We start from the raw sequence: 24638 nt of genomic DNA on the forward strand, positions 1-24638 counted from the left end.
TAATGTTAATTTTGCTCTTTAAAAACTTCCTTTATTGGAATAACTTCAAAACCTTCGGCAATTGCTTTTCTTTCCTCAACTTCTGGTGGAAATACAGGCAAATGTTTTGCTATTAATCTAAATGAGGCAAATCCAAGCGCAACAATGAAAAGTGTCACGGATATTTCAGTCCATTTTGGGAAATAACCAGCTTGAGTATAGTTTTCAAGTGCGGTTATGCTGACATTTAATCGGTTGAGAATGAAACCAAGCACAGTTATAAGCTGTGCAACAAATAGTCCTTTTCTGCTGCTTCTTATGCGTGAATTTGTAAGAAGGATTATCGGCACGATTATCCCAAGTATGAATTCAAGCCAAAACATTAATGCTTCATAGTTTAGGCTAAAAATATATGGGAAAAGTTTGTAGTTAATTATATCCTCAACTTTCAGGACGAAGTAAACCATTAGTGCAACAGCTGTAACCTTTGCAAGTTTTGAGAGTATATGAATTTCAATTTCTCTTTTGAAGGCTCTTGAGCTTAAATAAGATTCAATTGTGACCATCGCTGGTCCAACTGCAACTGCAGAGAGGAAGAAAAGATAAGGGAGATTGCTTGAATACCAAATTGGGTATAATTTTTCTGGAACGATTAGATATAAAGAGCCAAGGGATGATTGATGAAGTGTGGAAAGGATTACACCAGCGACGACGAGTGGGATTGTCAGGCTTTTTATTATTTTTTGGGGTTTTTCAAGTTTAAATTTTTGAAAGACCATTGGGCTGAACTCAAGAGCGAGGACTGTTGTGTAAAGCATAACGCACCAGGCTACTTCAAACATAACAGATTCGGGATTCCACATTATAATTGGATGCCATATATTCCATGGTTTTCCGAGGTCGTAAAGTAGGGCAATAATTACAAGAAGATAGCCAAGAAAAGCTGTTAAGATTGCTGATGGGAGAATTGATTTATATTCTTCAAGGTTAAAAATGTAAACGGCGGCTGCCATCACGAAGCCTCCTGCTGCAAGTCCAACACCGCAAAGGACATCAAAGCCAATCCACAAACCCCAAGGGAAGTTATCGCTTAAATTTGTAGCTGCGCCAAGCCCTTTGGTGAAGCGAAGTATCGTTGAGTAAATTCCAAGTGCTACTATAACCCAAAAGACTGAACCCCAAAATGTAAGTTTTGGAATTTTTATTTTCATTTCTCATTTCCTTTTTTGTTGTTTTCTTCCATTTCTTTGAGTTTCCTTTGAAGTTTTTGAACCTCATCTCTGCGTTTTGTTATCCACCATATTCCAAATAGCAATGTCCCACCCCAAAAGATGTAGTTAGGAATTTTTGACATAATTTGTTCTGTGAAATGAGAAAGTGGTACTTCTGGCAAATTAACTTTTATGCCAAGTTTTTGCATAGGTCTATCTGCAAGGTAAAGCACTGAAGTTCCACCAGCTTCTTTTAAACCAAAGATATGCGGATAATATGTTTCGGGATTTTCGTTAATTCTTCTCTTTGCTTCTTCAATTAGTTCTTCCCTTGTTCCAAAAGTTCTTGCCTCGGCTGGGCATGCTTCAACACAGGCTGGGATCCCACCATTCTTTATCCTTTCATAACACATATCACACTTGGTGACCTTTGGGTTTAATTTATTCCATTGATATTTCGGTATATTGAATGGACATGCTTGCATACAATATCTGCATCCAAGACATTTTGAAGGATCATAAGTGACGGGACCGAGTTTTGTTTTTTGAAATGCTCCGACTGGACAAACAGATGCACAGGTTGGTTTTTCGCAATGCATACAGAGTCGGGGAACATAAATTCCATTGTGATCTTCAACGGCAGTATTTTGAATTGAAGAGAGTTGGTGTGTTTCTGTAGTAGGATTGCCCCATCTTTCAGCGCACGCTTCCTCACAAGCATAGCAACCTATGCATCTGGTTACATCAATTAAAATCCCATATTTCATTTTTGAACCCGAGTTTAATTTTTAAGATTGCTGAATGAATTCCTTTTCAAATTTCTCCCATGTTTTAGCGTCAACATTTTGAAGGACTCCCTTTATCACGAGCCCGCCATCTGCAAGTGTTAACTCCAGGGCTGGTGAAAATTTTGGCGCTTCTTTGCTTATAAACTCCCTAAATCTTCTTATCTCGTTTTTCAACCATTTGGAAGCTTCACTTCCAATCAAAAGGTTTTTGACTTCTGATGCGATATCCTCAGGTTCAATCATAATAATCCAGCCATTTAAGTATGGATCGTTCAAAATTGTCTGTGGTGATTCAAATATGATCGGATTAATTTTTGCAATCTTTCCACTTACAGGCGAGAGAAATGTTAGGGTTCGTTCCCCTTGTCTAATTTTGAATAAAGGTTCACCCTTTGTGATTTTCTCTCCAACTGGCAAAACTTCAACCGCATCAATTTTTCCAGTTACCTTTGAAATGAAATCGTCAACTCCAACATAAACCTTTCCAGAAAATAGAATCTCAAGCCAGGTGTGCGCTTTGCTAAAGAAATAACCTCTGGGTAAAATAAAACTTTCAGGACTTAACATAACCTGCGGTTGATAAGCTTCACGCTTTTTCTGTGCTCTTTGAACAAAATAATCAATTGTTAAGCAAACTAAAATTGTTGCTATTACAAAAAGTGCTACCATGGCAATTTCTCCAGTTTTTATTTTACTCACATATTATTAAGTTCAAAAGAAATGCCAGAACGATTGGGCAATCCTTAGATGATTAAATTTCAATTGGAATTTGGATTTTGATATGAATCTAAAACCAGCTTGTGTTTAGATTTTCAACGGCATTTTCTCCTGGTGGTATGGAAAATTTTGATTATTAAAAATTTTTGAATGTTTAAAAATTTAACAGAGAGCTGTTTAAAAGTTCAACGCTATAGATGTAGATTTTTGAGATGTTCATTGTTGTAGCAAAATATAACGAATGATGGCAAAGTGAGAATTAAATTATGCTATTTTAATTTGAGAAATAGGGTTGTAGAATTGGCATAAAATTTGTCTATTTTTAGAAGTGAAGTGCACCTTGTAAAAAGAAAAACTTAAAAAACAAAAGCACATTTCAGCCATGGGAGAAAAATTAACGCGTAAGCAATTTCTTGAACTTACCGCAAAAAGCGCTGTTGGGGGCGCTATAGGTTTTTCAATTATTAATCTTGCTAATAATGTAAGAGCGCAATCTCAAATCACATGGCCACTTCCTTATGAAATTCTTGATACCGAACATGTAAGAAAGTTAGGGCACCAATTTTATTGGACTGGTAAAGGATGCTGTTATGGCGCATTTAAGGCAATAGTTTACGCAATGCATGAAAGAGTAGGTGAACCATTTACGACTTTATTGCCATTGTGTGAAATGATGATTTACGGGCATGGCGGGGTTGTTGGATGGGGAACAACTTGTGGAGCGTTGCTTGGAGCTGCTGCAGCTGTCAATTTGTTCTGCGATAAGGCAACAACTGATAAAATCGTTCATGAAATTATGGGCTGGTATACACAAGCGTTGTTCCCAAGTGATATTAGCAATCAATATGCCCAAAATGGACAATTCTACGATAACAGGTTAAACCAGGCTCTACCTCAATCTAGCTGTGGCTCGGCTCTATGCCATGTGTCAGTTACAAAGTGGTGTGTAGCTTCTGGCTACAAAGCTGGTTCAACTGAAAGAAAAGAAAGGTGTGGAAGGTTAACAGGTGATGTTGCAGCTAAAACAGTTGAATTATTAAATGCTTGGAAAAATAGTCAATTCCAGCAAACATATCAACTCCCTGGAGTTGTAACAGGTTGCCTTGCTTGCCATGGCTCTGCTTATAAGGACAATGTTAAATCAATTATGACTTGTGATCAATGCCATAAGCCGAACTGGGCTCATCCGCAGACAAAGGTTGAACAACTTTCAGAGGTTGCGTTTACATTTCGCCTTGCTCAAAATTATCCGAATCCGTTTAATCCTTCAACAAGCATTGAGTTTTCGGTTCCAAAGTCTTGCGATGTAAGGTTAGAAATTTATGATATCTCCGGGAGAATTATAAGAAGGTTGATTGATGGTGAAAGGTATGAGCCGGGTGTATACAAAGTTGTATGGGATGGGACAGACGACCATGGGAACCGTGTGGCAAGCGGAGTTTATCTATACAGGATGATTGCTGGAAATTATGTGGCAACTAAGAAGATGGTTTTAGCGAAGTGAAGTTATTGCCCCAGCGAATTTAGCTGGGGCTTTTAAATTTTTAACCTGCCTTTTTGTCCTACCTTGGCTTGTTTATAACTATTTTTTTGTTTATATTTCTACTAAAATTTTCAAAACCCAGGTGAATTCTTTAATGAAAATTAACATTTCAAAATTGTCCGATGGTGAGCATTTTTATACATTTATAGTTAAACCATCGGACCTTGATCTTGAAGAAAAAAGATTTAACAAACCAGTTTATGTTGAAGCAACGCTTGAGAAATCAAAGCGCCAACTCTTTTTAAAAGCGAATGTTTATACAGTTGGGAGGTTTCAATGTGATAGATGTGTTGAGGATTTTGATATGGTTCTTGAAAATAGTTACAGGATGTATTATGTTTATAGTGAGGAAGAGTCAAAAAAATATGAACCTGACGAAGTTGCCGTGATAACACCTGAGACGAACGAAATTGATATATCTGATGATGTGAGGCAAATTGTTTTGCTTTCAGTGCCGATGAAATTGCTTTGTTATGAAGAATGCCTTGGGCTTTGTCCAAGGTGTGGTAAGAATTTAAATTTTGAAATATGCACCTGCAAAGTTGAGGAGATAGACCCAAGATGGGCTCCACTCTTAAAACTTATGGAAAGTGAAAATTTGAGAAAAGAAAGTGAAAATTAAAGCAAGGGTGATTTAACTATGCCTAATCCGAAGCGAAGACATTCAAGGTCACGCAGGGACAAAAGGAGAGCAAACTACAAACCAACTGCGCCAACTTTGAGTGAATGTCCGCAGTGCCACGAACCAAAACTTCCACATCGTGCCTGTCCAAAGTGCGGATACTACCACGGAAGAACTGTTATAGTCCCGAAAGAATGATATTTAGTTGAAAAAATGTCTTTAGAATTAAAACCCTGGAACATCAAAGTTCCAGGGGTGAATTAAATTTTTAAATGAGGTGAAGTTTAATTGAAGCAAAGCAGGGAATCAAAAATGGAATTTCGCAAATAATTCAAGTTTAAAATTTCAATGGCAGAAGCGTCAAATTCAAAGAAGATTAAAATAGCTGTTGATGCGATGGGTGGAGATTATGCACCCACAACTGTGATTGAGGGCGCACTGACTGCGTTGAGAGAGTCAAATAATAGATTTGAAATTGTTTTCGTTGGGGATGAGAGAAAAATTAAAGAAGAATTAAAAAAACACGATACCGCTGGACTTAACTTTTCAATCGTTGATGCTCCACAAGTGATAGGGATGGATGATATTCCAACGGTAGCATTAAGAAAGAAAAAGAATTCATCTATTGTCGTCGGAATGAAATTACATAGTGATGGTGAGGTTGACGCATTTGCAAGCGCTGGAAATACAGGGGCTGTGCTTACAGCTGCGACTTTTATACTTGGGAAAATTGAAGGGATTTCAAGACCAACTATTGGGAGTGTGTTCCCAACTGAAGCTGGAAGCAAGAGCATAATGCTTGATGTTGGTGCAAATGTTGATTGTAAACCGCATCATTTGTTTGAGTTTGCAATTATGGGTAGTATTTATTCAAATGTGATACTTGGGCAGAAAAATCCAAAGGTTGCACTTTTAAACATTGGTGAAGAAAGCACAAAAGGTGGGGATATAGTTTTGCAGGCATATAAAATGCTTTCAGAGAGCAAACTTAACTTCATTGGAAATGTTGAAGGTCGTGATATACTTCTTGGGAAAGCTGATGTGATTGTTTGTGATGGATTTGTTGGAAATATAGTTTTGAAATTTGCTGAAAGCGTCCTTGGCGTTTTAAAGAGGAAATTAAGAAACTATGCTGTTAAAAATATCTTCAGGAAGTTAACATTTGGGTTTCTTGCTCGTGGTTTAAGAAAGGCGTTGAAGGAGTTTGATTATCAAGAATATGGGGGTGTGCCTTTTCTTGGTGTAAATGGTGTTGCTATAATTGGGCACGGGAGCTCAAGCGCTATTGCTATAAAAAATATGATTTACAGAGCAGAAGAAACAGTGCAGAGAAGAGTTAATGAAAAAATAAAAGAAGCATTAAAACATTACAAACTTAAAACGGAGGTATAAAATTGGGGCAACGTAGAGCAACTATAACTGCGGTTGGGCATTATGTTCCCGAAAAAGTTCTTTCAAATTTTGATCTTGAAAAAATGGTTGACACAAGTGATGAATGGATAAGGACAAGAACGGGGATTCGTGAGAGGAGAATTCTTGAAAAGGGGGCAACATCTGATCTTGCAGTTGAGGCAATTAAGAGATTATTTGAAAATAGTGGTGTCTCACCAGAAGAGATTGAGGTTTTGATAGTTGCAACTGTTACACCAGATATGTTTTTCCCATCAACTGCTGCCGTTATTCAGGAAAAACTTGGTTTGAAAAGAGCTTGGGGTTTTGATCTTTCAGCAGCATGTTCAGGATTTATCTATGCTTTAATAACGGGGGCGCAATTTATAGAATCTGGAAATTATAAGAAAGTTCTTGTTGTCGGTGCTGATAAAATGAGCGCAATTGTTGATTATACGGACAGAAACACATGTGTTTTATTCGGAGATGGTGCTGGAGCGGTTTTGCTTGAACCAAGCGATAATCCTGAATATGGAATTATTGACCATATTTTTTATATGGATGGCACAGGTGGAAAATATCTTTATATGCCTGGTGGAGGAAGTTTAAATCCACCAAGTCATGAAACAGTTGATAAAAAGATGCATTACATCTATCAAGATGGGAGGGCTGTTTTTAAGGTTGCGGTCGTTGGAATGGCTGATGTTTCAGCTGAGATAGTTGAGAGAAATGGTTTAACTGGTAAAGATATTGATTGGCTTGTTCCACACCAGGCAAATCTTAGAATAATTACTGCAACCGCTGAAAGGATGGGACTTGATCTTTCAAAAGTTATGATAAACATTGATAGATATGGAAATACAACTGCTGCAACAATTCCACTTTGCCTGTCTGAGTACTGGGAATGTGGGAAGTTGAAACCTGGGGATAGAATAGTTATGTCGGCATTTGGAGCAGGTTATACATGGGGGGCGGTCTTGATGAGATGGTCTCTTCCAAACCCGCCAAAACCAAGACCAGATGTAGCAAGATATTGTGAAGAAATGGATTCAAGAAGATTTGAAATACCCGAAGAATTGAAAATAAAAAACGAAGTTGGTAAATGAAAATTGCTTTTGTGTTCCCAGGTCAGGCTTCTCAATATGTTGGAATGGGGAAAGATCTTTATGAGAATAATCCCATTGCGAAGGAAATTTTTGATAAAGCTGAGGAAATTCTTGGGTTTGAGATAAAACGACTTTGTTTTGAAGGACCTGAAGAAGATTTAAAACAAACAAAAATAACGCAACCTGCGATTTTTGTTCATAGCTATGTTATTTCAAGACTTCTTGATGGAAAGCTTAAAGCTGATATGAGCGCTGGTCATTCGCTTGGGGAATATTCCGCCCTTGTTTATGCTGGTGTGTTAAGTTTTGAAGATGCTTTAAAAATTGTAAAACTCCGGGGCGAATTGATGCAAAAAGCGGGTGAGGAAAATCCCGGAACCATGGCTGCTATAATCGGTCTTGATTATGAAAGAGTAAAGGAATTATGTGAAGAAGTTAAAGATGGAATTGTTCAACCGGCAAATTTCAATACTCCGGAACAAATCGTTATATCGGGCGAGGTTGATGCGGTGAGAAAGGTTATGGAGCTTGCTCAGAAAGTTGGGGCGAAGATGGTTAAAGAACTTGTTGTCAGCGGAGCATTCCATTCCCCGCTTATGGAAAGCGCTAAAGAAGAACTTAAAAAAGCACTTGACGAGGTGAAATTTAACAAACCATCTATTCCTGTTTATTTCAATGTCACCGCAAAACCATCTTATGATCCTGGGGAAATAAAAAATTTGCTTTACCTTCAAATAACAAGCCCTGTGTTATGGTCACAGATTATAAAAAACATGATTTCGGATGGGGCAACGAGATTTTACGAAATCGGTCCTGGGAAAGTTTTGCAGGGTTTAATCAAAAGAATAGATTCAAATGTTGAGGTATCCGGTTTTGATAAGTTTGATGATATCAAAAAATTGGAAGGTTAGTTTATGGATAACCGGTCAAATTCACATAAGATTGATAGAGAAATTATCCAAGTTAAAAATTTTAAGATAGATACAATTGTTTTCACAGCTGGCTTCGTCCCATTCTGCAATGTGCCGGTATGCCATGGGAATTGTTGCTATTGGGGAGTTTATGTTGATGTTATGGAAAGAGATAAAATTCTTGAAAATAAAGATTTGATCTTGAAATATATGGATGAAACTCAGCCCAGGGATATTGAACTCTGGTTTGAAAAAGAGGAATGGGATGATCCAGATTTCCCATCTGGTAGATGTGTGGGGACGAACATTTATAACAATAAATGTGCCTTTTTAACGAAGGAGGGATATTGTGTTTTGCAGATAACCGCAATAAATAGCGGTATGCATAAGTGGGCTTTAAAGCCATTTTATTGCTGTATTTATCCTTTGACATTTTGTGAAGGTGTTTTAACTTATGATGATGGACACGCTGAAGAACTTTCATATTGTGGGATAAAGGCAACACACAATCATGCAGGACCTGTGATTGAAATTTGTAAGGATGAATTTATTTATATTCTCGGTCAAGATGGTTACGCTGAACTATTGGGGATTTATGAAGAGTGGAAACAAAAAGTTCAAATAAATAGTGAAACGTAAAAATGAGCGATTTAAAAAATAAGGTTGCCATAGTTACAGGTGGTTCAAGGGGAATTGGCAGGGCTATTGCTAAGATTCTTGCCTCTGCCGGATGTGATGTTGTTATAACTTATAAAAGCTCAGCTCAGCAGGCGCAGGAAGTTGTGAGTGAGATTTCAAAAAGTTCAAAAGCTATGGCTATTCAGGCGGATTCGTCAAAATTTGAAGATGCACAGCGAGTTGTGGATGAGGTTTTGAAAAATTTCGGTAAAATTGATATACTTATTAATAACGCAGGGATCACAAAAGATAATCTTCTGCTCAGGATGAGCGAAAGTGAATGGGATGATGTGATTGAGACAAATCTAAAAGGGGTTTTTAATTTTACAAAGGCAGTTATAAAGCATATGATAAGTCAAAGGTCTGGAAAAATAATTAACATTGCATCTGTTGTTGGATTAATTGGGAATCCAGGACAGGCAAATTATGCAGCTTCAAAAGCTGGGATAATTGGATTTACAAAAGCACTTGCAAAGGAAGTTGCTTCAAGAAATATACAGGTTAATGTCGTTGCCCCGGGTTATGTTGAAACTGAAATGACGGAGAAATTAAATGAGGAACAGAAGAAGCGTCTTTTTGAGATGATACCTGCAAAGAGAATAGCTAAACCAGAAGAAATTGCTTATGTTGTTAAATTTTTGGCTTCACCTGAATCAGATTATATCACGGGTCAAGTTATAGTTGTTGATGGTGGTTTAACCGCATAAAAAATAAAAAACTAAAAACAAAAGGAGGATAAAATATGGACATTGAGGCGAAGGTCAAGCAAATAATCGTTAACAAACTCAATGTGAGCGAAGATAAGGTAGTTCCCGAGGCATCTTTTATTAACGATCTTGGTGCGGATTCACTTGATACGGTTGAGCTTGTGATGGAATTTGAGAAAGAATTTGGAATCCAGGTTCCGGATGAGGATGCTGAGAAAATAAGAACTGTTGGAGATGCGATCAACTATTTAAAGCAAAAGCTTGGTCAGGCGTAAAAATTTTTTCCGGGAGGGCATTATATGCCTCTCCCTTTTTTATTTTTTAAAACAAAACATGAAATTGTGTCATGTTCAACCGTAAAAGGGTTGTTGTGACAGGAATGGGTGTAATATCACCCGTTGGATTAACAATTGAAGAATTCTGGAAGAACCTTCTTGAAGGTAAAAGTGGAGTTGATTATATAACAAGGTTTGATACAACAAATTTTGCTACAAAATTCGCAGCGGAGGTAAAAAATTTTGATCCAATGAACTATATGGATAGAAAACTTGCTCAAAGAATGGATATCTTTACTCAATTTGCAATGGCTGCTACGGAGATGGCTATTAAGGATGCGGGATTGAATTCGGATTCAAAAATAGATAAAGAAAGGGTTGCGGTGGTTTATGCCTCTGGTATTGGGGGCATGTGGACATATCATACACAGCATGAATTACTTTTTAAAACAGGAACACCAAGACATATAAGCCCATTTACTGTAACAATGATGATAGTTGACATTGTACCTGGTTATATTTCCATAAGATATGGTTTCAAGGGTCCAAATTATTCCACTGTCTCTGCCTGTGCAAGTTCAGCAAATGCGATAGCGGATGCAGTTATGTTAATTGAGCGTGGTCTTGCAGATGTTGTAGTTACAGGTGGTTCAGAATCAGCTATATGCCCAATGGGTATTGGTTCTTTTAATGCTATGAGGGCGCTTTCAACAAGAAATGATGAACCACAAAAGGCAAGCAGACCGTTTGACGCACAACGTGATGGTTTCGTCATGGGTGAAGGAGCGGGTACTTTGATACTTGAATCGCTTGAACATGCTTTAAATCGTGGTGCAAAAATTTATGCTGAAGTTGCTGGTTTTGGGCTTACAGCAGATGCTTATCATATAACTGCACCAGCTCCTTGCGGTGAGGGAGCTGCAAGGTCAATGTCGCTTGCACTCAAAGATGCTGGATTATTACCAGAGGATATTGACTATATCAATGCACATGGAACATCAACTAAAGAAAACGATAAAAATGAAACCCAGGCAATAAAAACTGTTTTTGGTGATCACGCCTACAAACTTGCTATAAATTCAACTAAATCAATGATAGGGCATCTCTTAGGCGCTGCTGGAGCGGTTGAAGCAATTGTAACGATTTTGTCAATAACTACCGGCAAAATTCATCCTACAATAAACTATGAGTATCCCGATCCCGAATGTGACCTTTTCTATGTGCCAAATCAAGCAATTGAGAAAGAGGTTAAAGCAGCGATTTCAAATTCATTTGGATTCGGTGGACATAATGTTTCAATAGTTTTCAAAAAGTTTGAAGAATAATGGCTCTGTTCAAAGTAATCAAAAAGTTGTACAAGCTTTTAAATAGTTCAAACTCAGGTTTAATAAGTAAGGAAAAATTTAAAGAGCTTGAAAAGATTCTTGGGGTAAAAATTCACAACAGGGATATTTTTGTTCAAGCGTTAACCCATAGATCTTTTGTTCCGATTGCAAAACAGAAGTATGGAATAAAGACGGAATCAAATGAACGACTTGAGTTTCTTGGTGATTCAATTTTAAATTTAGTTGCTGGTGAACTCCTTTACAAAGCTTATCCGTTTGCAAGCGAGGGCAGATTAACTCGTTTGAGGTCGCGAATCATAAACAAAGGGATTTTGGTCAAATATGCTTATCTCTTAAGGCTTGATGAATTTATGCTCTTAAGCCACTCCGCTAAACGAGCCTTGATGCAAGGATATAACTCAATGCTTGCTGATGCGTTTGAAGCAATTGTTGGTGCAATATATCTTGACTCTGGATTTGAAACTACAAAAAAATTTCTAACTCGTGTTTTCAAAGAGTTGCTCGGAGAGTTTGATTCAAAATTTTATGAATCAACAAAGGAACACTACAAAAGCATACTGGTTGAGTATTCGCATAAGGTAAATCTTGATGTAACTTACAGAGTTGTGAAAGTTGAAGGACCCGAACATGAAAGAATTTTCACTGTTGAAGTTTTGCTTGGAGACCGAGTTGTTGGGGTTGGACAGGGGAAAAATAAAAAAGAAGCTGAAAAATTCGCCGCTTACAACGCCCTTCTTAATCTTGGACTCGTTGATAAACCTGTGGATTGAAATTTTTCACAAAATTTTGCAATCTTATATTTGGACTTAAAATTTAAATCTTAATTTTGATGTTGAGAAACTCTCTTATACTTGTGCTTTTGATTTTATATTCCATCGGCAACGCGCAAAATATATGGTTTTCAGATGAATTTAACAGAGCAAAGCTTGATGATGTTTGGTTTGTAATCTCTGGGAAATCAAATGTTGAAAATGGAAAACTTAAATTGGAAGCTGTGGGTAAACCGTCACTTTTGGGGCTAAATCTTTTGATCCCACCAAAAACAGGATATACTGTTAAATTTTCTTTTTCTGGAAGTAAAGTTTCCCTTATGTTCAATGTTTATGATGTTTATTTAATTCGCGCTGGAAATTATGTTAAGTTTTTTAATAATGTAATCTATACTGGCGTAATTGAACCAACTGCCGAGGAGAAGATAGCAAAATTTGCTTCTTTGCCGAAATCAAAGGATAAATGGAAAACAATCACTGTTGAAGTTTTACCCGAGAAATATACTGTTTATTTTAACGATAGAAAAGTATTTGATGAGAAACCATATTTTAACTCCGGCTTTATAATCCTTGGAACGGATGAAGGCGAGGTTGAAATTGATTATTTCATCGTTTCATCCCGTGAAAAGTATAAAACTATTGAAGAAATGAAGAAAGCTAACAAAGCTTTGATTGATCACATAAATTCAATTGCGTTGATCAACCCATCAAAATTTGCAATTTCAAGCGATATTTATTCACATGTTCAAGTGCTTGATACCGTTGGTAATGTTCTTAACAGATTTACATATTTACGGTGGGCTGGAGGAGTGATGTATTATAATGAAGGGTTGTATATTTGTGATGCTGGGAAAATAACAATCGTTTATCCGGATAGAACTGCTAATGTCGCGCAATTTATGGTCAAGTATCCAAGTTACATTTCCACCGATGGAGAAAAATTTTATGTAATTGACAATGGGGCTATTAAAATTTTTGACCGCAACTTTAAACTCATCTCGTCTTTCACCGACCCATTGAATTTGAAGTTTCCAACTGCAATAGCAGTTGATAAATATAACATTTATTGCACAGATCCCGAGCTTGGGAGAATCGCAATTTATTCAAAAAGAGATACAATAAAATTTATCGGGAAGATTCAAGAATCTTTGATAATGCCCGTTGATATAAAATATGATTCGGTATCAAATTGTTTTTTCGTTGCAGATGTCGGGCTTAAAGGCATTGTGAAATTAACAAGTAATAAAGTTGAGAAAATTTTCAAAGCAGAAAATCTCGGTGGATTGAATCTACCACGAAGTATTGATGTAAAATCTGGTTTGATTTTTATCGCTGACGCCGATAAGATCATCCGCGTTGATACAACCCTTTCGGAGGCTTCCGCAAAGTTAATTTTGAAAAGATAATTTTTTATAATTCTATCCTGAAATTTTCAACAAATTTTGAACACCAGCCTTCATCATCGGAACAATAAAAATAGATAAATTTCCCGCTTAGGGATTTTATCTCATGTGTTTTAATCTTCAGCTCAACTATTATTGGTTTTTGTGTGTCAATATAACTTCCCTTTGCTTTATCAAATTTTATGTTCAAAACTTCAACAGGTTCATTGAATTTAATCTCTGGTCTTGGTTCTGAATTTATATGTATCCCGGGAATTGGTTTCAAGGTGATGATGAGTGCAAATTTGTCTTGCTTTATCTTTTCAAGTTTAAAATTTGACAAGACATATTTATTTGTTTTTGATTGAGGTTTGTGAGGCGAAAGAACTAACAAAATAAGGCAAAGTGTCAAAACATTATTTTTAAAAACGTTTTTCATCTTCAGTCCTTTTTATATTTTATTTCCCCCTCGTAAATTGTCATATGGACATTGAAATTTTTATCAAGAACAACTATATCTGCATCTTTCCCAGTGGCGAGAATTCCCTTGCGATGTTCTTTCCCGAGAACTCGGGCTGGATTTAATGAGGCCATTCTAACAGCAGATGTAATGGGGACATCAACAAGTTCAACCATGACTTTTACTGCTTGTTCCATTGTGAGCGTGCTCCCGGCAAGTGTTCCGTCTTCAAGAAAAATTTTTTTGTCTTTGACGATTACTTTTTGATCCGCAAATTCATATTCTCCATCCGGTAAGCCACACATTTTCATTGCATCTGTTATAAGTATAATTCCAGCAGGTCCTTTGATTTTGTACAGAAGTTTCATAACCATTGGATGTACGTGGATTCCATCAGCGATAAGTTCTATTTTGAGTTCATCAAAGAGAAGAGAACCTGTTATCACTCCAGGGTCACGGTGATGAAACGGTTTCATTGCATTAAACATATGTGTTACATGAGCAGCACCATTGTGAATTGCCGTTTGTATTTCTTCAATATTTGCAACGGAATGCCCAATTGATAAAATCACACCATCAAGGGCAGATTCCCTCATCACCTCATAAGCTCCAGGAAGTTCAGGAGCTATTGTCATTATTTTTATAAATCCACGCCCAGCATCGCGCAGTGTATACCAAGCATCAAGCGATGGCTTCAGCAGATAATCTGGGTTCATGGCACCTCGTTCCTCGGGGTTTAAAAATGGACCTTCAAGATGTATGCCCCAGATATTTGTATGATTTTGCTCTATGAAATCAGCAAGCCTTCTAAGCTCACGGATGAATTCTTTTTCTGGTTTTGGGTAGAGCGTTGCAAGAAGACCTGTCGTTCCATGTTGGAAAAAGAATTCGCTTATTTTGAAAAGCGCTTCATCGTCCTCATCTTCAAACCCATATCCAAGCCCACCATGAACATGTAAGTCAATAAATCCAGGTGTAGCATACATTCCATCAAAATCAAAAAATTCATATTCCTCATCTGGTTCAAACTTCAAATCTTCAAGTTTTCCAATTTCAGCTATTTTCTTCCCTTCTATTATTATTCCAGATTTTTCAATCACTCTGAAAGGTGTGACTGCGTTAACATTTCGCAGAACTATCTTTTTCATATAAGTTTTACTTTGTTTTTGAATTCAAATTCAAGAAACTTTTCTTTAAATTTTTTCACTGTTTTTGTGACATCATCTGATTTAAAAATTGATGATCCAGCGACTATGATATCTGCTCCTGCTTCAAGTATAAGTTCAACATTATCAAGGTCTATTCCGCCATCAACTTCAATTTCAACATCAAGATTTCTTTCCATGATCATCTTTTTAGCTTGAACTATTTTCCGCAGTGATGTTTCAATAAATTTTTGCCCTCCGAAACCAGGGTTAACTGACATTATCAATAAAATATCCACATAATCAATAATTTCCTCAATTGCATTCACGGGCGTTGCTGGATTTATTGAAACACCAGCTTTTGCCCCCGTTTGTTTGATTTTTGTTATCGTTCTATGTAAATGTGTGCAAGCTTCAAAGTGAACAGTTATTATATCTGATCCAGCTTCTCTAAATTCATCTATATATTGATCTGGATTTGAAATCATAAGGTGTGAGTCAAGTGGAAGATTTGTCAGTTTTCTTATTGCTTTAACTATCATCGGTCCAAAGGTTAAATTTGGAACAAAGTGTCCATCCATTATATCAAGATGAAAGAGGTCCGCGCCTCCTTCTTCAGCTTTTCTTATTTCGTTTTTAAGCTCGGAAAAATCAGCTGAAAGCAGAGATGGAGCAAGTTTAAGCATTTTATCTTAATAATTTTGTTTTTGACCTTCTGTTAATTCTTTTGCAACAAAAACATCAACAGCTGAGCCTCTTGAAACGAAAGAAGCAGGTCTTGGAAATTGTTCAATCACTGTATTGGGGAGAACGGAAGAATTTGGTTCATAGATAACTTTACCTATGCGAAGACCAGCCTCGTTCAAGATCTGCTCAACCTTTGAAAGTGGAAGCCCAATTAAGTTTGGAACTTGTGTTTTCCCTTCAGCGCTTCCTAAACTTACAACAACTGAAATTTGCGCCCCTGCTGAAACTTTTGTCTTTTCAGGTATTGATTGGGAAAATATAGCTCCCTCAGGGAAGTCGTCAGAAAAATCATATTGGACTTCCCCAAGGCGCAATCCAAATTTTTCAAGGGTCAGTTTAGCTTCACGAACCGATTTCCCAATAAGTGATGGGACCTCAATTTTTTGCTCGCCCGAACTAACGACAAGATATACTCGTCTTCCCTCTTTTATCTTCATCCCAGGTCTTGGGTTTTGAATTATCACATATCCAACAGGAAATCTCGCGTCATGGCGCTCGGTTACATTTTCAAGTTTAAGGTTTAAGGTATCAATGATTTTTTTTGCGTCTTCAAGCTTCATCCCGATAAGATTTGGCATCTCAATTGATTTAACCGAATTTACATAAAAAGGCATCACGATTTTATCCATCGCAAGAACTAAAAAAAGAAATACAAACACAGCTATTATTAACTTTTTAAGACGTTTTATTTTCATCTTGTAAGTTTTGCTTTATTTTTGTGTGTAAAATATAAAAATAAATTTGCGAATTCACAATTGAATAATCTTTTCTATACCTTTGTGAGTTTAATTCATACTGAAGTGACATCTTGGCATCTAAATATCAAAATTTCAATTTCATCCTGCCACTTTGACAATAGGGAGTTAAATAAGCGAGATTAATTTTTAATCTTTTTTATTTGGCACAATCTTTGAATTTATTTTTTAGTGAAAATTTAAAACTAAAAAATAAAAAGGAGGTGAGACCTATGTTGATTAGGTATGCCCCATTTAAGGAGGTTGAAATGATTGAGAAAGAGATAAATAAACTCTTTAACGATTTCTTCAAAACATTCCAGTCCGGGTATGAATATCCGTTGCTTGATATCGTGGATACAAAGGATAACCTTGTAATATATGCTGAAATTCCTGGGGTAAGCAAGGATGATGTAAAGGTTAAGATTCATAATGATGTTTTGACAATATCTGGGGAAAGGAAAGAGCCTGAAGTTTCAGAAAAAGCGAATTGCCTTATCCGTGAAAGGGAATTTGGTAAGTTTATGAGAAGTGTGAGATTGCCTTATCCAATTGATGTGGACAAGGTAAGCGCTGAATATAAAGATGGAATTTTGAAGATAATCCTCCCAAAGAAAGAGGAAGCAAAACCGAAAGAAATTCAAATTAATGTAAATTAAAAAACAAAATTATAAAAAGGAGGTGATGATGTATGAGAAAAGATAGATCAATAGCTAAATATGAAAAAGATTTGAAGACATACATCACACCTCCAGTTGATATGTATGAAACCCCAGATTCATATATCCTATTCCTTGATATGCCAGGTGTCACAAAAGAAAATTTGAAGATAAAAGTTCTTGATGATACTTTGGTAGTTCAAGGGAAATTTGATGTTCCTGTTTCAAAAGATGATGAAATTTTGTTCAATGAGCTGATATATGGTGAATATAAGCGTGAGTTTATTCTCTCTGGAGATGTTGATAGGAACAAAATTAATGCAAAACTTGATAATGGTGTTTTGATCTTAACGCTTGGGAAGAAAGAAGAAGGCAAAGAAATTGAAATTAAAATAAACTAAAAAATAAAGGAGGTGAAGAGCCATGACGCTCATCAGATGGACTCCAATAAGGGATTTGGCGACCGAAATTTTTGACCTCCAGAGGGAAATAAACAGAATGTTTGACAGATTTTTCCGTGGCTTTGAAGAGGAAGAGGAACTCAAAATGATGAAATGGAGCCCAAGGGTTGATATCTCTGAAACAGATGATGAATATATTGTGAGAGCTGATGTTCCAGGTGTGAGCAAGGATGACATCAAGATAACGATAAAAGATAATGTCCTTACAATAAGTGGGGAAAAGAAACAAGAGAAGGAAACGAAGAATGAGAACTTTCATAGGATTGAGAGAGTTTATGGTTCATTCACCAGGACATTTACACTGCCTGGTGCTGTGAAAGTGGATAAGGTTGAAGCGAGGTTCAAAGATGGTGTTCTCACAATAAAGCTTCCGAAAGTTGAGGAAGCGAAGGCAAAGGAGATTGAGGTTAAAGTTGATTAAATTTGAAAAAATCCCGCCATTTTTGGCGGGATTTTTTTAAATTTATATTTGAAAAAGTCAAAACAAAAATAGGTTTTAAAATATGGCGGTTGAAACGAAAAAGGGTTTCGTTGAAATTTTGAGAAATTTGTTCATGCCTTATTTTTCAGAAAGAGAAGAACTTTTAAAAATCTTGAATGAAAATTATTCAAAAGAGATAACTATAGCAAAAATGATGGACGAGCATGCTGAGATAATACCTTTTGATTTTTTAAAGGATAAACTTAAAAAAATTGCGGAAGAGGAGCGAAAGCACGCGGAAAAATTTAAACAAAAAATCGCTGAGCTTGGTGGAAGTGTGAATCCGTCAGCAAAAATTTACGATGTTAAGACAGGGTCAATTCATAATGAGAAGGGTTTTAGAAAGCTTGTTGCAGACCTTGAGTTTGACAAGGAGATTTATGAGGATTATATCTCACAGATCAATAGGATAGAAAACGAGGATGTAAAAAAAACTGCTTCGTGAGATAGTTGAGGATGAAGTAAGACATAAAGATGTCTTGATGGACATAGTGATGCGGTTGTGTTAAACTTTCAAATTTTAAAACAAAAAAACATAAAGCCATGGGAGAAGAACTCAAGTTCACACGAAATCCTGAAAAACATGTTCATATTCCTGAGGCGATGTCAATTTTACCGCTTAGGAATTCTGTGTTTTTCCCAAAGCAATTCATGCCTCTTTCAGTTGGTAGGGAAAGCACTATAAAATTAATTGAAGATGTCAGCAAAAGTGGTGAACTTATTTTGATCGTTGCGCAGAAGGAACCTCAGATAGAGAAGCCGACGCCTGATGATATCTATCATTTTGGGACAGTTGCAAAGATACTCAAAGTTTATAATTTGCCGGATGGTTCAAAGAGTGTGTTTGTTCAGGGTTTGCATCGTGCGAAGATTCTATCCTTTATACAGCAGGAGCCTTATTTAAGAGGGGTAATTCAACAGGTTGATGATGAAGGTGAGATTGACCTTGAAGATGAAGCAGTTGCTGTCGCGATAAAAAATGTTTTTAAAAAAGTCGTTGAACTATCACCTGACTTAACCCCTGAGCAGGCGAATATGGTTAGTGGGACAGATGATATATATGCTTTGCCCGATATTGTTGGTTCAATTTTAAATGTCTCAGTTGCGGAGAAACAAGAGATCCTTGAACAGGTTAATATAAAAGAGCGTTTGAGGAAATGTCATTTTATTTTAAACAGACATGCACAACGACTTGAACTTGGGAACAAGATTCAGGCGGAGGTCCAGGATGAAATCACGAAAAATCAACGAGAGTATTTCCTCCGAGAGCAGTTGAAGGCAATAAAAAGAGAACTTGGTGAGGATGAGGAAGGTGCGGAAATTAGGGAGTTAAGGGAGAAAATTGAGAAGGCAAACATGCCTGAGGAAGCACGCAAGGTTGCGTTAAAGGAACTGGAAAGATTATCAAGAATGCATCCATCCTCGGCTGAATATACTGTTGCGAGGACTTATCTTGACTGGTTGATAGAATTGCCATGGAGCATCTCAACCGAAGATAACCTTGATATAAAGAAGGCTGAAGAGATACTTGAGAGAGATCATTATGGGCTTGAAAGGGTCAAAAAGAGAATACTTGAGTATCTTGCTGTTCGCAAATTGAAAAATGATATGCGTGGTCCAATACTTTGCTTTGTTGGTCCCCCTGGCGTTGGTAAGACATCGCTTGGGAGGTCAATTGCTGAGGCGCTCGGGAGAAAATTTGTAAGGATTTCGCTTGGCGGTGTTCATGACGAAGCTGAGATAAGAGGACATAGAAGAACTTATATAGGAGCTTTGCCAGGGAGGATAATCCAGGGGATTAGAAAAGCTGGGTCAAATAACCCTGTTTTTATGCTTGATGAAGTTGATAAAATTGGTGCAGATTTCCGTGGTGATCCTGCAGCTGCCTTGCTTGAGGTTCTTGATCCTGAACAAAATCACTCGTTCAGCGATCATTACATTGAAGTTCCATTTGATCTTTCAAAAGTTATGTTTATAGCAACTGCTAACATGATTGAACCAATCCCACCTGCTTTGAGAGATAGGATGGAAATAATTGAGATACCAAGCTACATTGAAGAGGAGAAATTAAACATAGCGAAATATTTTCTCGTACCGAAGCAGATAAAGGCTCATGGATTAACTGAAGATATGATAAAGTTTGAAGATTCAGCGATAAGGAAAATAATAAATTCATACACACGTGAAGCCGGGGTCAGGAACCTTGAAAGAAGAATTGCAGATATATGCCGTGGCGTTGCTAAAGATGTTGCGTTAGGTAAAACAGAGCCAACGACGATAACTGAGGATGTGATTCCAAAATATCTTGGACAACCGAAGTATTATCATGAGGCAGCTGAAAGAATTAATAAACCAGGTATAGCGATGGGGCTTGCCTGGACCCCCGTTGGTGGAGAAATCCTTTTTGTTGAAGCAACAAAGATGAAAGGAAAAGGAGCACTGCATCTTACAGGTCAATTAGGTGATGTCATGAAGGAGTCAGCACATATAGCATTAAGTTATATAGCTTCAAAATCTGATGAGTTTGGGATTGATCCAGATTTTAGGGAAAAATACGATATTCATATACATGTGCCAGCTGGAGCTATCCCAAAAGATGGACCTTCAGCTGGAGTTACGATATTAACAGCGCTTTATTCTTTGCTCAAAGGAAAAGTTGTATGTAATGATATTGCAATGACAGGCGAGATCACACTTCGCGGTGCGGTTTTGCCAGTCGGTGGTATAAAAGAGAAAGTTCTTGCAGCACACAGAGCTGGAATTAAAAAGGTAATTTTGCCAGAGAAGAATAAAGCTGATGTTGAGGAAATACCCGAACAGGTCAGAAGCGAGATGGAGTTTTACTTTGTAAGGGAAATGGATGAAGTCCTTGAACTTGCCGTTAAGAAAGAAGAAGTTTGTGAAGTAGTTGAGTAAATGTGAATGAAATTTTTAAATCCATTCGTTGTAAACTTTAAGGCGAATTGTTCCGAACAATCGGAATGATTCGCCTTTTGTTTATATAAAAATGGAGGTGATGTGAAGATGAAAGATTATTACAAAATACTTGGTGTAAGCGAAAATGCAACGATTGATGAGATAAAGCAGGCATATAAAAAACTTGCGATGAAATATCACCCGGACAGGAATCCAGGAGATAAACAGGCGGAGGAAAAGTTTAAAGAAATTAACGAGGCATATAGTGTTCTTTCCGATCCAGAAAAAAGAAAGCAATACGATCAACTTAGGAAATTTGGCGCCAAATTTGAAGGTGGTGGATTTCCCGGGGGATTTAACTTTGAAGATATATTTTCTAATTTCAGAACAGGTTTTGGTGAAGGTTTTAATTTCACGGTTGGTGATTCGTTCATTGAGGACCTTTTGAATCAATTTTTTGATAGAGGGGAATTTTTTAGAAAAGGCAAAAGAGGCGCAGTAAAAGGAGATGATATAAATATAACCGTTGAAATACCCTTCTCAACAGCGGTTAACGGAGGCGAGATATATGTTGATGTTCCAAGGAAGGAAGTTTGCAGTGTTTGTGGTGGGACAGGTGCAAAACCAGGGGCGAGGGTAAGCACCTGTCCGGTTTGTAAAGGAACTGGGACAATCTCTGATGTCAAAGGAATGTTTGCATTTTCAAGACCATGCCCGAACTGTTATGGGCGTGGGAAAATTATTTCAGAAATTTGCTATAGTTGCGGTGGCACAGGGCAAATCTTGACAACAAGAAAAATTAAAATAAAAATTCCGGCTGGGGCTGATACCGGGACCACTTTGAGAATTAAAGGCGAGGGAGAACCCGGAATTAATGGGGGCGCAAATGGTGACCTCTATGTTCACATTAAAGTCCAAGATGATAAATTTTTCAAACGTAAGGGAAACGATATTTATGTTGAAATACCAATCAATATAGCACAAGCAATTTTAGGAAGTAAAATTAGAATTAGAACAATTCATGGGAATAAGGTAGAATTGACAATTCCGCCTGGAACTCAAAATGGGACGACATTTAGATTGAAAGGGCTTGGGGTGAGATCAAATGGTGGCGTTGGTGATATGTATGTCACAGTTAGAGTTGAAATTCCCGAAAAAATAAATGAAAAACAGCGAAAACTCATTGAAGAATTTGCGAAAGAAGGTAATCTAAAGTATTAAAATTGTTTCAGTTGCCTGGGTGTAGAGCAGTTTGTTAGAATTTTCAAATTTGTTGTTTTTTACTTGAAAATTTGTCAATTTTTTTATAATTTTTTCAAAAAATGGCATAGAAGGGATGATAAGTAAAAAAGTGCTGTTGCTTTTTTACTTTTTAATTCTTCTAATTCAAGCTACATTTTCTCAGGTTAGAGAGTTTTATATTTACATTCATCCGGATAGCTTATACCTTCTTTATTCACGCAGTATATGGGATAATACATGGATACCAATTAAATTTGTTGCGGAAGGGGCACAGTATCGTGGAGAAATCAGATTTAAAGGGCATAGTTCAAGATATTATCCGAAGAAACCTTTTTATATCAGGTTTAAGAAAGGAAGTGAGTTTGAGGGATGGAGTAGAATGGGGTTTAATGCTATGTATACGGATAAATCACTGATGCGAGAGCAACTTACATGGGATTTGTGGAGAGCGATGGGAATGATTGGACCTGAAACATATTATGCTAACCTTTATATCAACAATAAAAATTATGGGCTTTATCTTTTTGTTGAGAGAATTGATGAAACTTTGAAGCGTAATCCCGAAAAATTTGGTTTTAGCCCAGGAGGTTCTCTATACGAACCATCGGATAATTATCATTGTGGTGATCTTTCTATCCCAACAGATTCAAGTAATTATTATCTTTGTTATGAGAAAAAATTTCCCGCCGATAGTAATTACTCTGATTTAATCCAATTGATTCAAGAAATAAATCAAACTCCAGTTGAAAATTTTCACGAATTTGTTGAAAGGAGATTTTTCAGTGAGTCGTTGATAAATTGGTTTGTTCTTGAAACTCTTGGTATAGCCAGGATCAATCTTTTCTCTGATGAAGGGGAAATTTGAGAAATAAATTTATAGTTTTCAACTCGCTATCGTTTTAAATTCCATCCTAATAAGTATTTACCCAGATTCTATTGTTACGCCTATATCTTGACATTTAGGGTGAAATTTGTTAATATATTAGTGAAAACATTTAAACTTAACTTCAGGAGGCGAAAATGAAGAAACTAACGCCAACCGACATTAAGGTGATGCTTTTGAAGAAGGGCATCAAACAAAAAGATCTTGCGGAAGCGCTTGGTGTAACAGAATCTTATATTTCACAGATCATTAAAGGTAAGAGGGTTGCAAAGAAGTATCGTGATAAGTTAATTGAAATTATTCAGAAGGGTTTGCCAAAGAAGAAAAAATAATTTTATTTTGAAATAATCATCACTTAATGACGAAGGTTTATCAACTTGGTGTTGCTTGGGAATGGGAGTATGACTTTGATTTTGTAAATTTGATCGGGGAGAAATGTGAAAAGTTGGGTGTTTCCGTTTATTTTATCACCCCAGCAAATATAAGAGAGGTTTATAAGGGGGTAGAAAAAGGGGATGTTAGGTTTTTGGTTTATTTTGATAGGGCATCGGATACAAATGATGATTTCCTCAAGTTGAATTCCCTGCTTGAATCTTTGGGAACGAGGATAATCAACAGATATGATAATATGCTTTACGCCTTGGATAAAGCGAGGATGCACATTGAGCTTTCAGATGCGGGTGTTAATTTGCCATTTACGATTATTCTCCCTCCATTTGATGAATCTCCTGAATTTAAGATAAATGAGGAAGTTTTTGAGAAGCTTAAGATACCATTTGTTATCAAACCATCAACGGAAACGGGAGGTGGAATTGGTGTTAAAATTGGACATTCTGTTTGGGATATAATTGAGGCAAGAAAAGAATTTCCATACGATAGTTATCTTGTTCAAGAGATGATTTACCCGGTTTATCTTGACGGGAAGAAAGCATGGTTTAGATCTTTCTATATCCTTGGTGAGGTGTTAACCTGTTGGTGGGATAACGAAGTTAAAGTTTATGAGGTGGTGAAAGATGAGGAAATTAGAAGTTGGGGGCTTGGTGAAATTGAAAATATAATGAGGAAGATATATCAAGTTTGCAAACTTGATTTTTTCTCAAGCGAGATCGCATTTACTGTTAAAAATGGCGATAAAGCGTTTGTCGTGGTTGATTATGTTAATGAGGTTCCAGATATGCGTTTGAAATCAAAGGCGATTGATGGGGTTCCGGATGAGATTGTGGGGGAAATTGCGATGAAAATAGCTGAATTTGTTGCATTTAATCCAGCGACATAATTCGCAAATTCTGCTGATATAACAGGTTCTAAAGTTTTTGAATACCTATAGAAGAAAGCAGAGCCGAAAACATCACCACAACCCGTTGGATCAACAACATCAACCTCAAAAGCTTTAAGATCCACTCTTTTAAGCCCATTGGCAAAATAATAAACCGTTGCCCCAAGATTAGCTTTAGTTATAACCATTACCTTAACCCCGAGATCTAAA

At 36.8% G+C, this 24638-nt stretch carries 28 protein-coding genes; 20 read left to right on the forward strand and 8 right to left on the reverse strand.

All coding sequences use genetic code 11. The features are described from left to right. Nucleotides 1–5: 5 nt before the first annotated feature. From nrfD to AT685_RS03030, 3 genes are read right to left on the reverse strand one after another with little or no spacing between them, the layout of a single operon-like run. Complete coding sequence (gene nrfD / locus AT685_RS03020) at nucleotides 6–1190, reverse strand: NrfD/PsrC family molybdoenzyme membrane anchor subunit (RefSeq protein WP_072151501.1); 1185 nt, start codon at nucleotides 1188–1190, stop codon at nucleotides 6–8. Continuing rightward, a complete protein-coding gene (locus AT685_RS03025; RefSeq protein ID WP_072150867.1) occupies nucleotides 1187–1957 on the reverse strand; it encodes a 4Fe-4S dicluster domain-containing protein in 771 nt (256 codons plus the stop codon). Before AT685_RS03025 ends, nrfD begins: the two co-directional genes overlap by 4 nt. A 21-nt stretch (nucleotides 1958–1978) precedes the next feature. Beyond that, complete coding sequence (locus AT685_RS03030) at nucleotides 1979–2677, reverse strand: glycine cleavage system protein H (protein ID WP_072151502.1); 699 nt, start codon at nucleotides 2675–2677, stop codon at nucleotides 1979–1981. A 400-nt stretch (nucleotides 2678–3077) separates the two neighbouring features. On the opposite strand from AT685_RS03030, the gene AT685_RS03035 reads away from it, so the two are divergent. From AT685_RS03035 to AT685_RS03090, 12 genes are all read left to right on the forward strand, one after another. Then, the gene (locus AT685_RS03035) at nucleotides 3078–4199 is read left to right on the forward strand and encodes a C-GCAxxG-C-C family protein (protein ID WP_072151503.1); all 1122 of its coding nucleotides are present in this window, start codon (nucleotides 3078–3080) and stop codon (nucleotides 4197–4199) included. Nucleotides 4200–4332: 133 nt separating this feature from the next. Beyond that, the gene (locus tag AT685_RS03040) at nucleotides 4333–4860 is read left to right on the forward strand and encodes a YceD family protein (protein ID WP_072151504.1); all 528 of its coding nucleotides are present in this window, start codon (nucleotides 4333–4335) and stop codon (nucleotides 4858–4860) included. A gap of 18 nt (nucleotides 4861–4878) precedes the next feature. Then, nucleotides 4879–5058, forward strand: a complete 180-nt coding sequence (gene rpmF / locus AT685_RS03045) for a 50S ribosomal protein L32 (RefSeq protein WP_072151505.1) — start codon at nucleotides 4879–4881, stop codon at nucleotides 5056–5058. Between the two features lie 150 nt (nucleotides 5059–5208). Then, nucleotides 5209–6252 (forward strand): phosphate acyltransferase PlsX, encoded by a 1044-nt coding sequence (plsX, locus tag AT685_RS03050; protein ID WP_200741658.1) that lies wholly within the window; start codon nucleotides 5209–5211, stop codon nucleotides 6250–6252. A 2-nt stretch (nucleotides 6253–6254) separates the two neighbouring features. Continuing rightward, nucleotides 6255–7355, forward strand: a complete 1101-nt coding sequence (locus AT685_RS03055) for a beta-ketoacyl-ACP synthase III (protein WP_081040557.1) — start codon at nucleotides 6255–6257, stop codon at nucleotides 7353–7355. Then, on the forward strand, nucleotides 7352–8266 hold the full coding sequence (gene fabD / locus AT685_RS03060; protein WP_072151506.1) for an ACP S-malonyltransferase: 915 nt from the start codon (nucleotides 7352–7354) through the stop codon (nucleotides 8264–8266). Before AT685_RS03055 ends, fabD begins: the two co-directional genes overlap by 4 nt. 3 nt (nucleotides 8267–8269) lie before the next feature. Further along, nucleotides 8270–8905, forward strand: a complete 636-nt coding sequence (locus AT685_RS03065; protein ID WP_072151507.1) for a DUF3109 family protein — start codon at nucleotides 8270–8272, stop codon at nucleotides 8903–8905. Between the two features lie 2 nt (nucleotides 8906–8907). Next, on the forward strand, nucleotides 8908–9651 hold the full coding sequence (fabG, locus tag AT685_RS03070) for a 3-oxoacyl-[acyl-carrier-protein] reductase (RefSeq protein WP_072151508.1): 744 nt from the start codon (nucleotides 8908–8910) through the stop codon (nucleotides 9649–9651). A 35-nt stretch (nucleotides 9652–9686) separates the two neighbouring features. Further along, a complete protein-coding gene (locus AT685_RS03075; RefSeq protein WP_047134489.1) occupies nucleotides 9687–9926 on the forward strand; it encodes an acyl carrier protein in 240 nt (79 codons plus the stop codon). A 71-nt stretch (nucleotides 9927–9997) separates the two neighbouring features. After that, entirely contained in the window at nucleotides 9998–11251 is a 1254-nt protein-coding gene (gene fabF / locus AT685_RS03080; RefSeq protein ID WP_072150943.1) for a beta-ketoacyl-ACP synthase II, read from the forward strand. Then, entirely contained in the window at nucleotides 11251–12042 is a 792-nt protein-coding gene (gene rnc, locus AT685_RS03085) for a ribonuclease III (protein ID WP_081040558.1), read from the forward strand. The genes fabF and rnc overlap by 1 nt, the downstream gene beginning before the upstream one ends. Before the next feature lie 59 nt (nucleotides 12043–12101). Beyond that, nucleotides 12102–13448: an NHL repeat-containing protein gene (locus AT685_RS03090; protein ID WP_072151509.1), complete on the forward strand. Its 1347-nt coding sequence runs from the start codon at nucleotides 12102–12104 to the stop codon at nucleotides 13446–13448. A 4-nt stretch (nucleotides 13449–13452) separates the two neighbouring features. Here AT685_RS03090 and AT685_RS03095 read toward each other — a convergent pair whose 3' ends face one another. Genes AT685_RS03095 through AT685_RS03110 form a run of 4 tightly spaced genes read right to left on the reverse strand, consistent with a single transcriptional unit; the run spans nucleotide 13453 to nucleotide 16471 of the window. Continuing rightward, on the reverse strand, nucleotides 13453–13863 hold the full coding sequence (locus tag AT685_RS03095; protein WP_072151510.1) for a hypothetical protein: 411 nt from the start codon (nucleotides 13861–13863) through the stop codon (nucleotides 13453–13455). A 2-nt stretch (nucleotides 13864–13865) separates the two neighbouring features. Then, entirely contained in the window at nucleotides 13866–15032 is a 1167-nt protein-coding gene (nagA, locus tag AT685_RS03100; RefSeq protein ID WP_072151511.1) for an N-acetylglucosamine-6-phosphate deacetylase, read from the reverse strand. Further along, entirely contained in the window at nucleotides 15029–15715 is a 687-nt protein-coding gene (gene rpe, locus AT685_RS03105; RefSeq protein WP_072151512.1) for a ribulose-phosphate 3-epimerase, read from the reverse strand. The genes nagA and rpe overlap by 4 nt, the downstream gene beginning before the upstream one ends. Before the next feature lie 6 nt (nucleotides 15716–15721). Next, nucleotides 15722–16471 (reverse strand): PASTA domain-containing protein, encoded by a 750-nt coding sequence (locus tag AT685_RS03110; RefSeq protein ID WP_072151513.1) that lies wholly within the window; start codon nucleotides 16469–16471, stop codon nucleotides 15722–15724. Nucleotides 16472–16743: 272 nt separating this feature from the next. Here AT685_RS03110 and AT685_RS03115 point away from each other — a divergent pair, with 272 nt between their 5' ends. The 8 genes from AT685_RS03115 to AT685_RS03150 all read left to right on the forward strand — a co-directional run bounded on the left by AT685_RS03115 (nucleotide 16744) and on the right by AT685_RS03150 (nucleotide 23484). After that, nucleotides 16744–17169: an Hsp20/alpha crystallin family protein gene (locus AT685_RS03115; protein WP_072151520.1), complete on the forward strand. Its 426-nt coding sequence runs from the start codon at nucleotides 16744–16746 to the stop codon at nucleotides 17167–17169. A 32-nt stretch (nucleotides 17170–17201) separates the two neighbouring features. Next, nucleotides 17202–17570 (forward strand): Hsp20/alpha crystallin family protein, encoded by a 369-nt coding sequence (locus tag AT685_RS03120; RefSeq protein ID WP_072150050.1) that lies wholly within the window; start codon nucleotides 17202–17204, stop codon nucleotides 17568–17570. Nucleotides 17571–17592: 22 nt separating this feature from the next. Continuing rightward, complete coding sequence (locus tag AT685_RS03125) at nucleotides 17593–18051, forward strand: Hsp20/alpha crystallin family protein (protein WP_072151514.1); 459 nt, start codon at nucleotides 17593–17595, stop codon at nucleotides 18049–18051. A gap of 82 nt (nucleotides 18052–18133) precedes the next feature. Beyond that, nucleotides 18134–18556 carry a ferritin-like domain-containing protein gene (locus tag AT685_RS03130; protein WP_072151515.1) on the forward strand — a complete coding sequence of 141 codons (423 nt, stop codon included), beginning with the start codon at nucleotides 18134–18136 and terminating at the stop codon, nucleotides 18554–18556. A gap of 98 nt (nucleotides 18557–18654) precedes the next feature. Next, on the forward strand, nucleotides 18655–21027 hold the full coding sequence (gene lon / locus AT685_RS03135) for an endopeptidase La (protein ID WP_072150047.1): 2373 nt from the start codon (nucleotides 18655–18657) through the stop codon (nucleotides 21025–21027). A gap of 108 nt (nucleotides 21028–21135) precedes the next feature. Continuing rightward, nucleotides 21136–22248 (forward strand): molecular chaperone DnaJ, encoded by a 1113-nt coding sequence (gene dnaJ / locus AT685_RS03140; protein WP_072150046.1) that lies wholly within the window; start codon nucleotides 21136–21138, stop codon nucleotides 22246–22248. A gap of 115 nt (nucleotides 22249–22363) precedes the next feature. Beyond that, nucleotides 22364–23134, forward strand: coding sequence for a CotH kinase family protein (locus AT685_RS03145; protein ID WP_072151516.1), 771 nt, complete (start codon nucleotides 22364–22366; stop codon nucleotides 23132–23134). A 155-nt stretch (nucleotides 23135–23289) separates the two neighbouring features. Continuing rightward, nucleotides 23290–23484: a helix-turn-helix transcriptional regulator gene (locus tag AT685_RS03150; protein WP_072150035.1), complete on the forward strand. Its 195-nt coding sequence runs from the start codon at nucleotides 23290–23292 to the stop codon at nucleotides 23482–23484. An 820-nt stretch (nucleotides 23485–24304) separates the two neighbouring features. Here the strand turns inward: AT685_RS03150 and AT685_RS03155 are convergent. Beyond that, a partial coding sequence (locus AT685_RS03155) for a PfkB family carbohydrate kinase (RefSeq protein ID WP_234696224.1) occupies nucleotides 24305–24638 on the reverse strand: 334 nt, incomplete at its 5' end.

It is taken from the genome of Candidatus Kryptobacter tengchongensis (assembly GCF_001458555.1).
Lineage (GTDB): Bacteria > Bacteroidota > Ignavibacteria > Kryptoniales > Kryptoniaceae > Kryptonium > Kryptonium tengchongense.

Bases quoted from the DNA above. Each gene is read 5' to 3' on its own strand.
- AT685_RS03130 (WP_072151515.1), top strand. From the start codon at position 18,134: ATGGCGGTTGAAACGAAAAAGGGTTTCGTTGAAATTTTGAGAAATTTG.
- AT685_RS03090 (WP_072151509.1), top strand. From the start codon at position 12,102: ATGTTGAGAAACTCTCTTATACTTGTGCTTTTGATTTTATATTCCATC.
- AT685_RS03040 (WP_072151504.1), top strand. From the start codon at position 4,333: ATGAAAATTAACATTTCAAAATTGTCCGATGGTGAGCATTTTTATACA.
- AT685_RS03095 (WP_072151510.1), bottom strand. From the start codon at position 13,863: ATGAAAAACGTTTTTAAAAATAATGTTTTGACACTTTGCCTTATTTTG.
- AT685_RS03125 (WP_072151514.1), top strand. From the start codon at position 17,593: ATGACGCTCATCAGATGGACTCCAATAAGGGATTTGGCGACCGAAATT.
- plsX (WP_200741658.1), top strand. From the start codon at position 5,209: ATGGCAGAAGCGTCAAATTCAAAGAAGATTAAAATAGCTGTTGATGCG.
- rpe (WP_072151512.1), bottom strand. From the start codon at position 15,715: ATGCTTAAACTTGCTCCATCTCTGCTTTCAGCTGATTTTTCCGAGCTT.
- AT685_RS03025 (WP_072150867.1), bottom strand. From the start codon at position 1,957: ATGAAATATGGGATTTTAATTGATGTAACCAGATGCATAGGTTGCTAT.
- lon (WP_072150047.1), top strand. From the start codon at position 18,655: ATGGGAGAAGAACTCAAGTTCACACGAAATCCTGAAAAACATGTTCAT.
- AT685_RS03150 (WP_072150035.1), top strand. From the start codon at position 23,290: ATGAAGAAACTAACGCCAACCGACATTAAGGTGATGCTTTTGAAGAAG.
- fabG (WP_072151508.1), top strand. From the start codon at position 8,908: ATGAGCGATTTAAAAAATAAGGTTGCCATAGTTACAGGTGGTTCAAGG.
- nrfD (WP_072151501.1), bottom strand. From the start codon at position 1,190: ATGAAAATAAAAATTCCAAAACTTACATTTTGGGGTTCAGTCTTTTGG.
- rnc (WP_081040558.1), top strand. From the start codon at position 11,251: ATGGCTCTGTTCAAAGTAATCAAAAAGTTGTACAAGCTTTTAAATAGT.
- AT685_RS03115 (WP_072151520.1), top strand. From the start codon at position 16,744: ATGTTGATTAGGTATGCCCCATTTAAGGAGGTTGAAATGATTGAGAAA.
- AT685_RS03065 (WP_072151507.1), top strand. From the start codon at position 8,270: ATGGATAACCGGTCAAATTCACATAAGATTGATAGAGAAATTATCCAA.
- rpmF (WP_072151505.1), top strand. From the start codon at position 4,879: ATGCCTAATCCGAAGCGAAGACATTCAAGGTCACGCAGGGACAAAAGG.
- fabF (WP_072150943.1), top strand. From the start codon at position 9,998: ATGTTCAACCGTAAAAGGGTTGTTGTGACAGGAATGGGTGTAATATCA.
- AT685_RS03075 (WP_047134489.1), top strand. From the start codon at position 9,687: ATGGACATTGAGGCGAAGGTCAAGCAAATAATCGTTAACAAACTCAAT.
- dnaJ (WP_072150046.1), top strand. From the start codon at position 21,136: ATGAAAGATTATTACAAAATACTTGGTGTAAGCGAAAATGCAACGATT.
- AT685_RS03110 (WP_072151513.1), bottom strand. From the start codon at position 16,471: ATGAAAATAAAACGTCTTAAAAAGTTAATAATAGCTGTGTTTGTATTT.
- fabD (WP_072151506.1), top strand. From the start codon at position 7,352: ATGAAAATTGCTTTTGTGTTCCCAGGTCAGGCTTCTCAATATGTTGGA.
- AT685_RS03145 (WP_072151516.1), top strand. From the start codon at position 22,364: ATGATAAGTAAAAAAGTGCTGTTGCTTTTTTACTTTTTAATTCTTCTA.
- nagA (WP_072151511.1), bottom strand. From the start codon at position 15,032: ATGAAAAAGATAGTTCTGCGAAATGTTAACGCAGTCACACCTTTCAGA.
- AT685_RS03035 (WP_072151503.1), top strand. From the start codon at position 3,078: ATGGGAGAAAAATTAACGCGTAAGCAATTTCTTGAACTTACCGCAAAA.
- AT685_RS03120 (WP_072150050.1), top strand. From the start codon at position 17,202: ATGAGAAAAGATAGATCAATAGCTAAATATGAAAAAGATTTGAAGACA.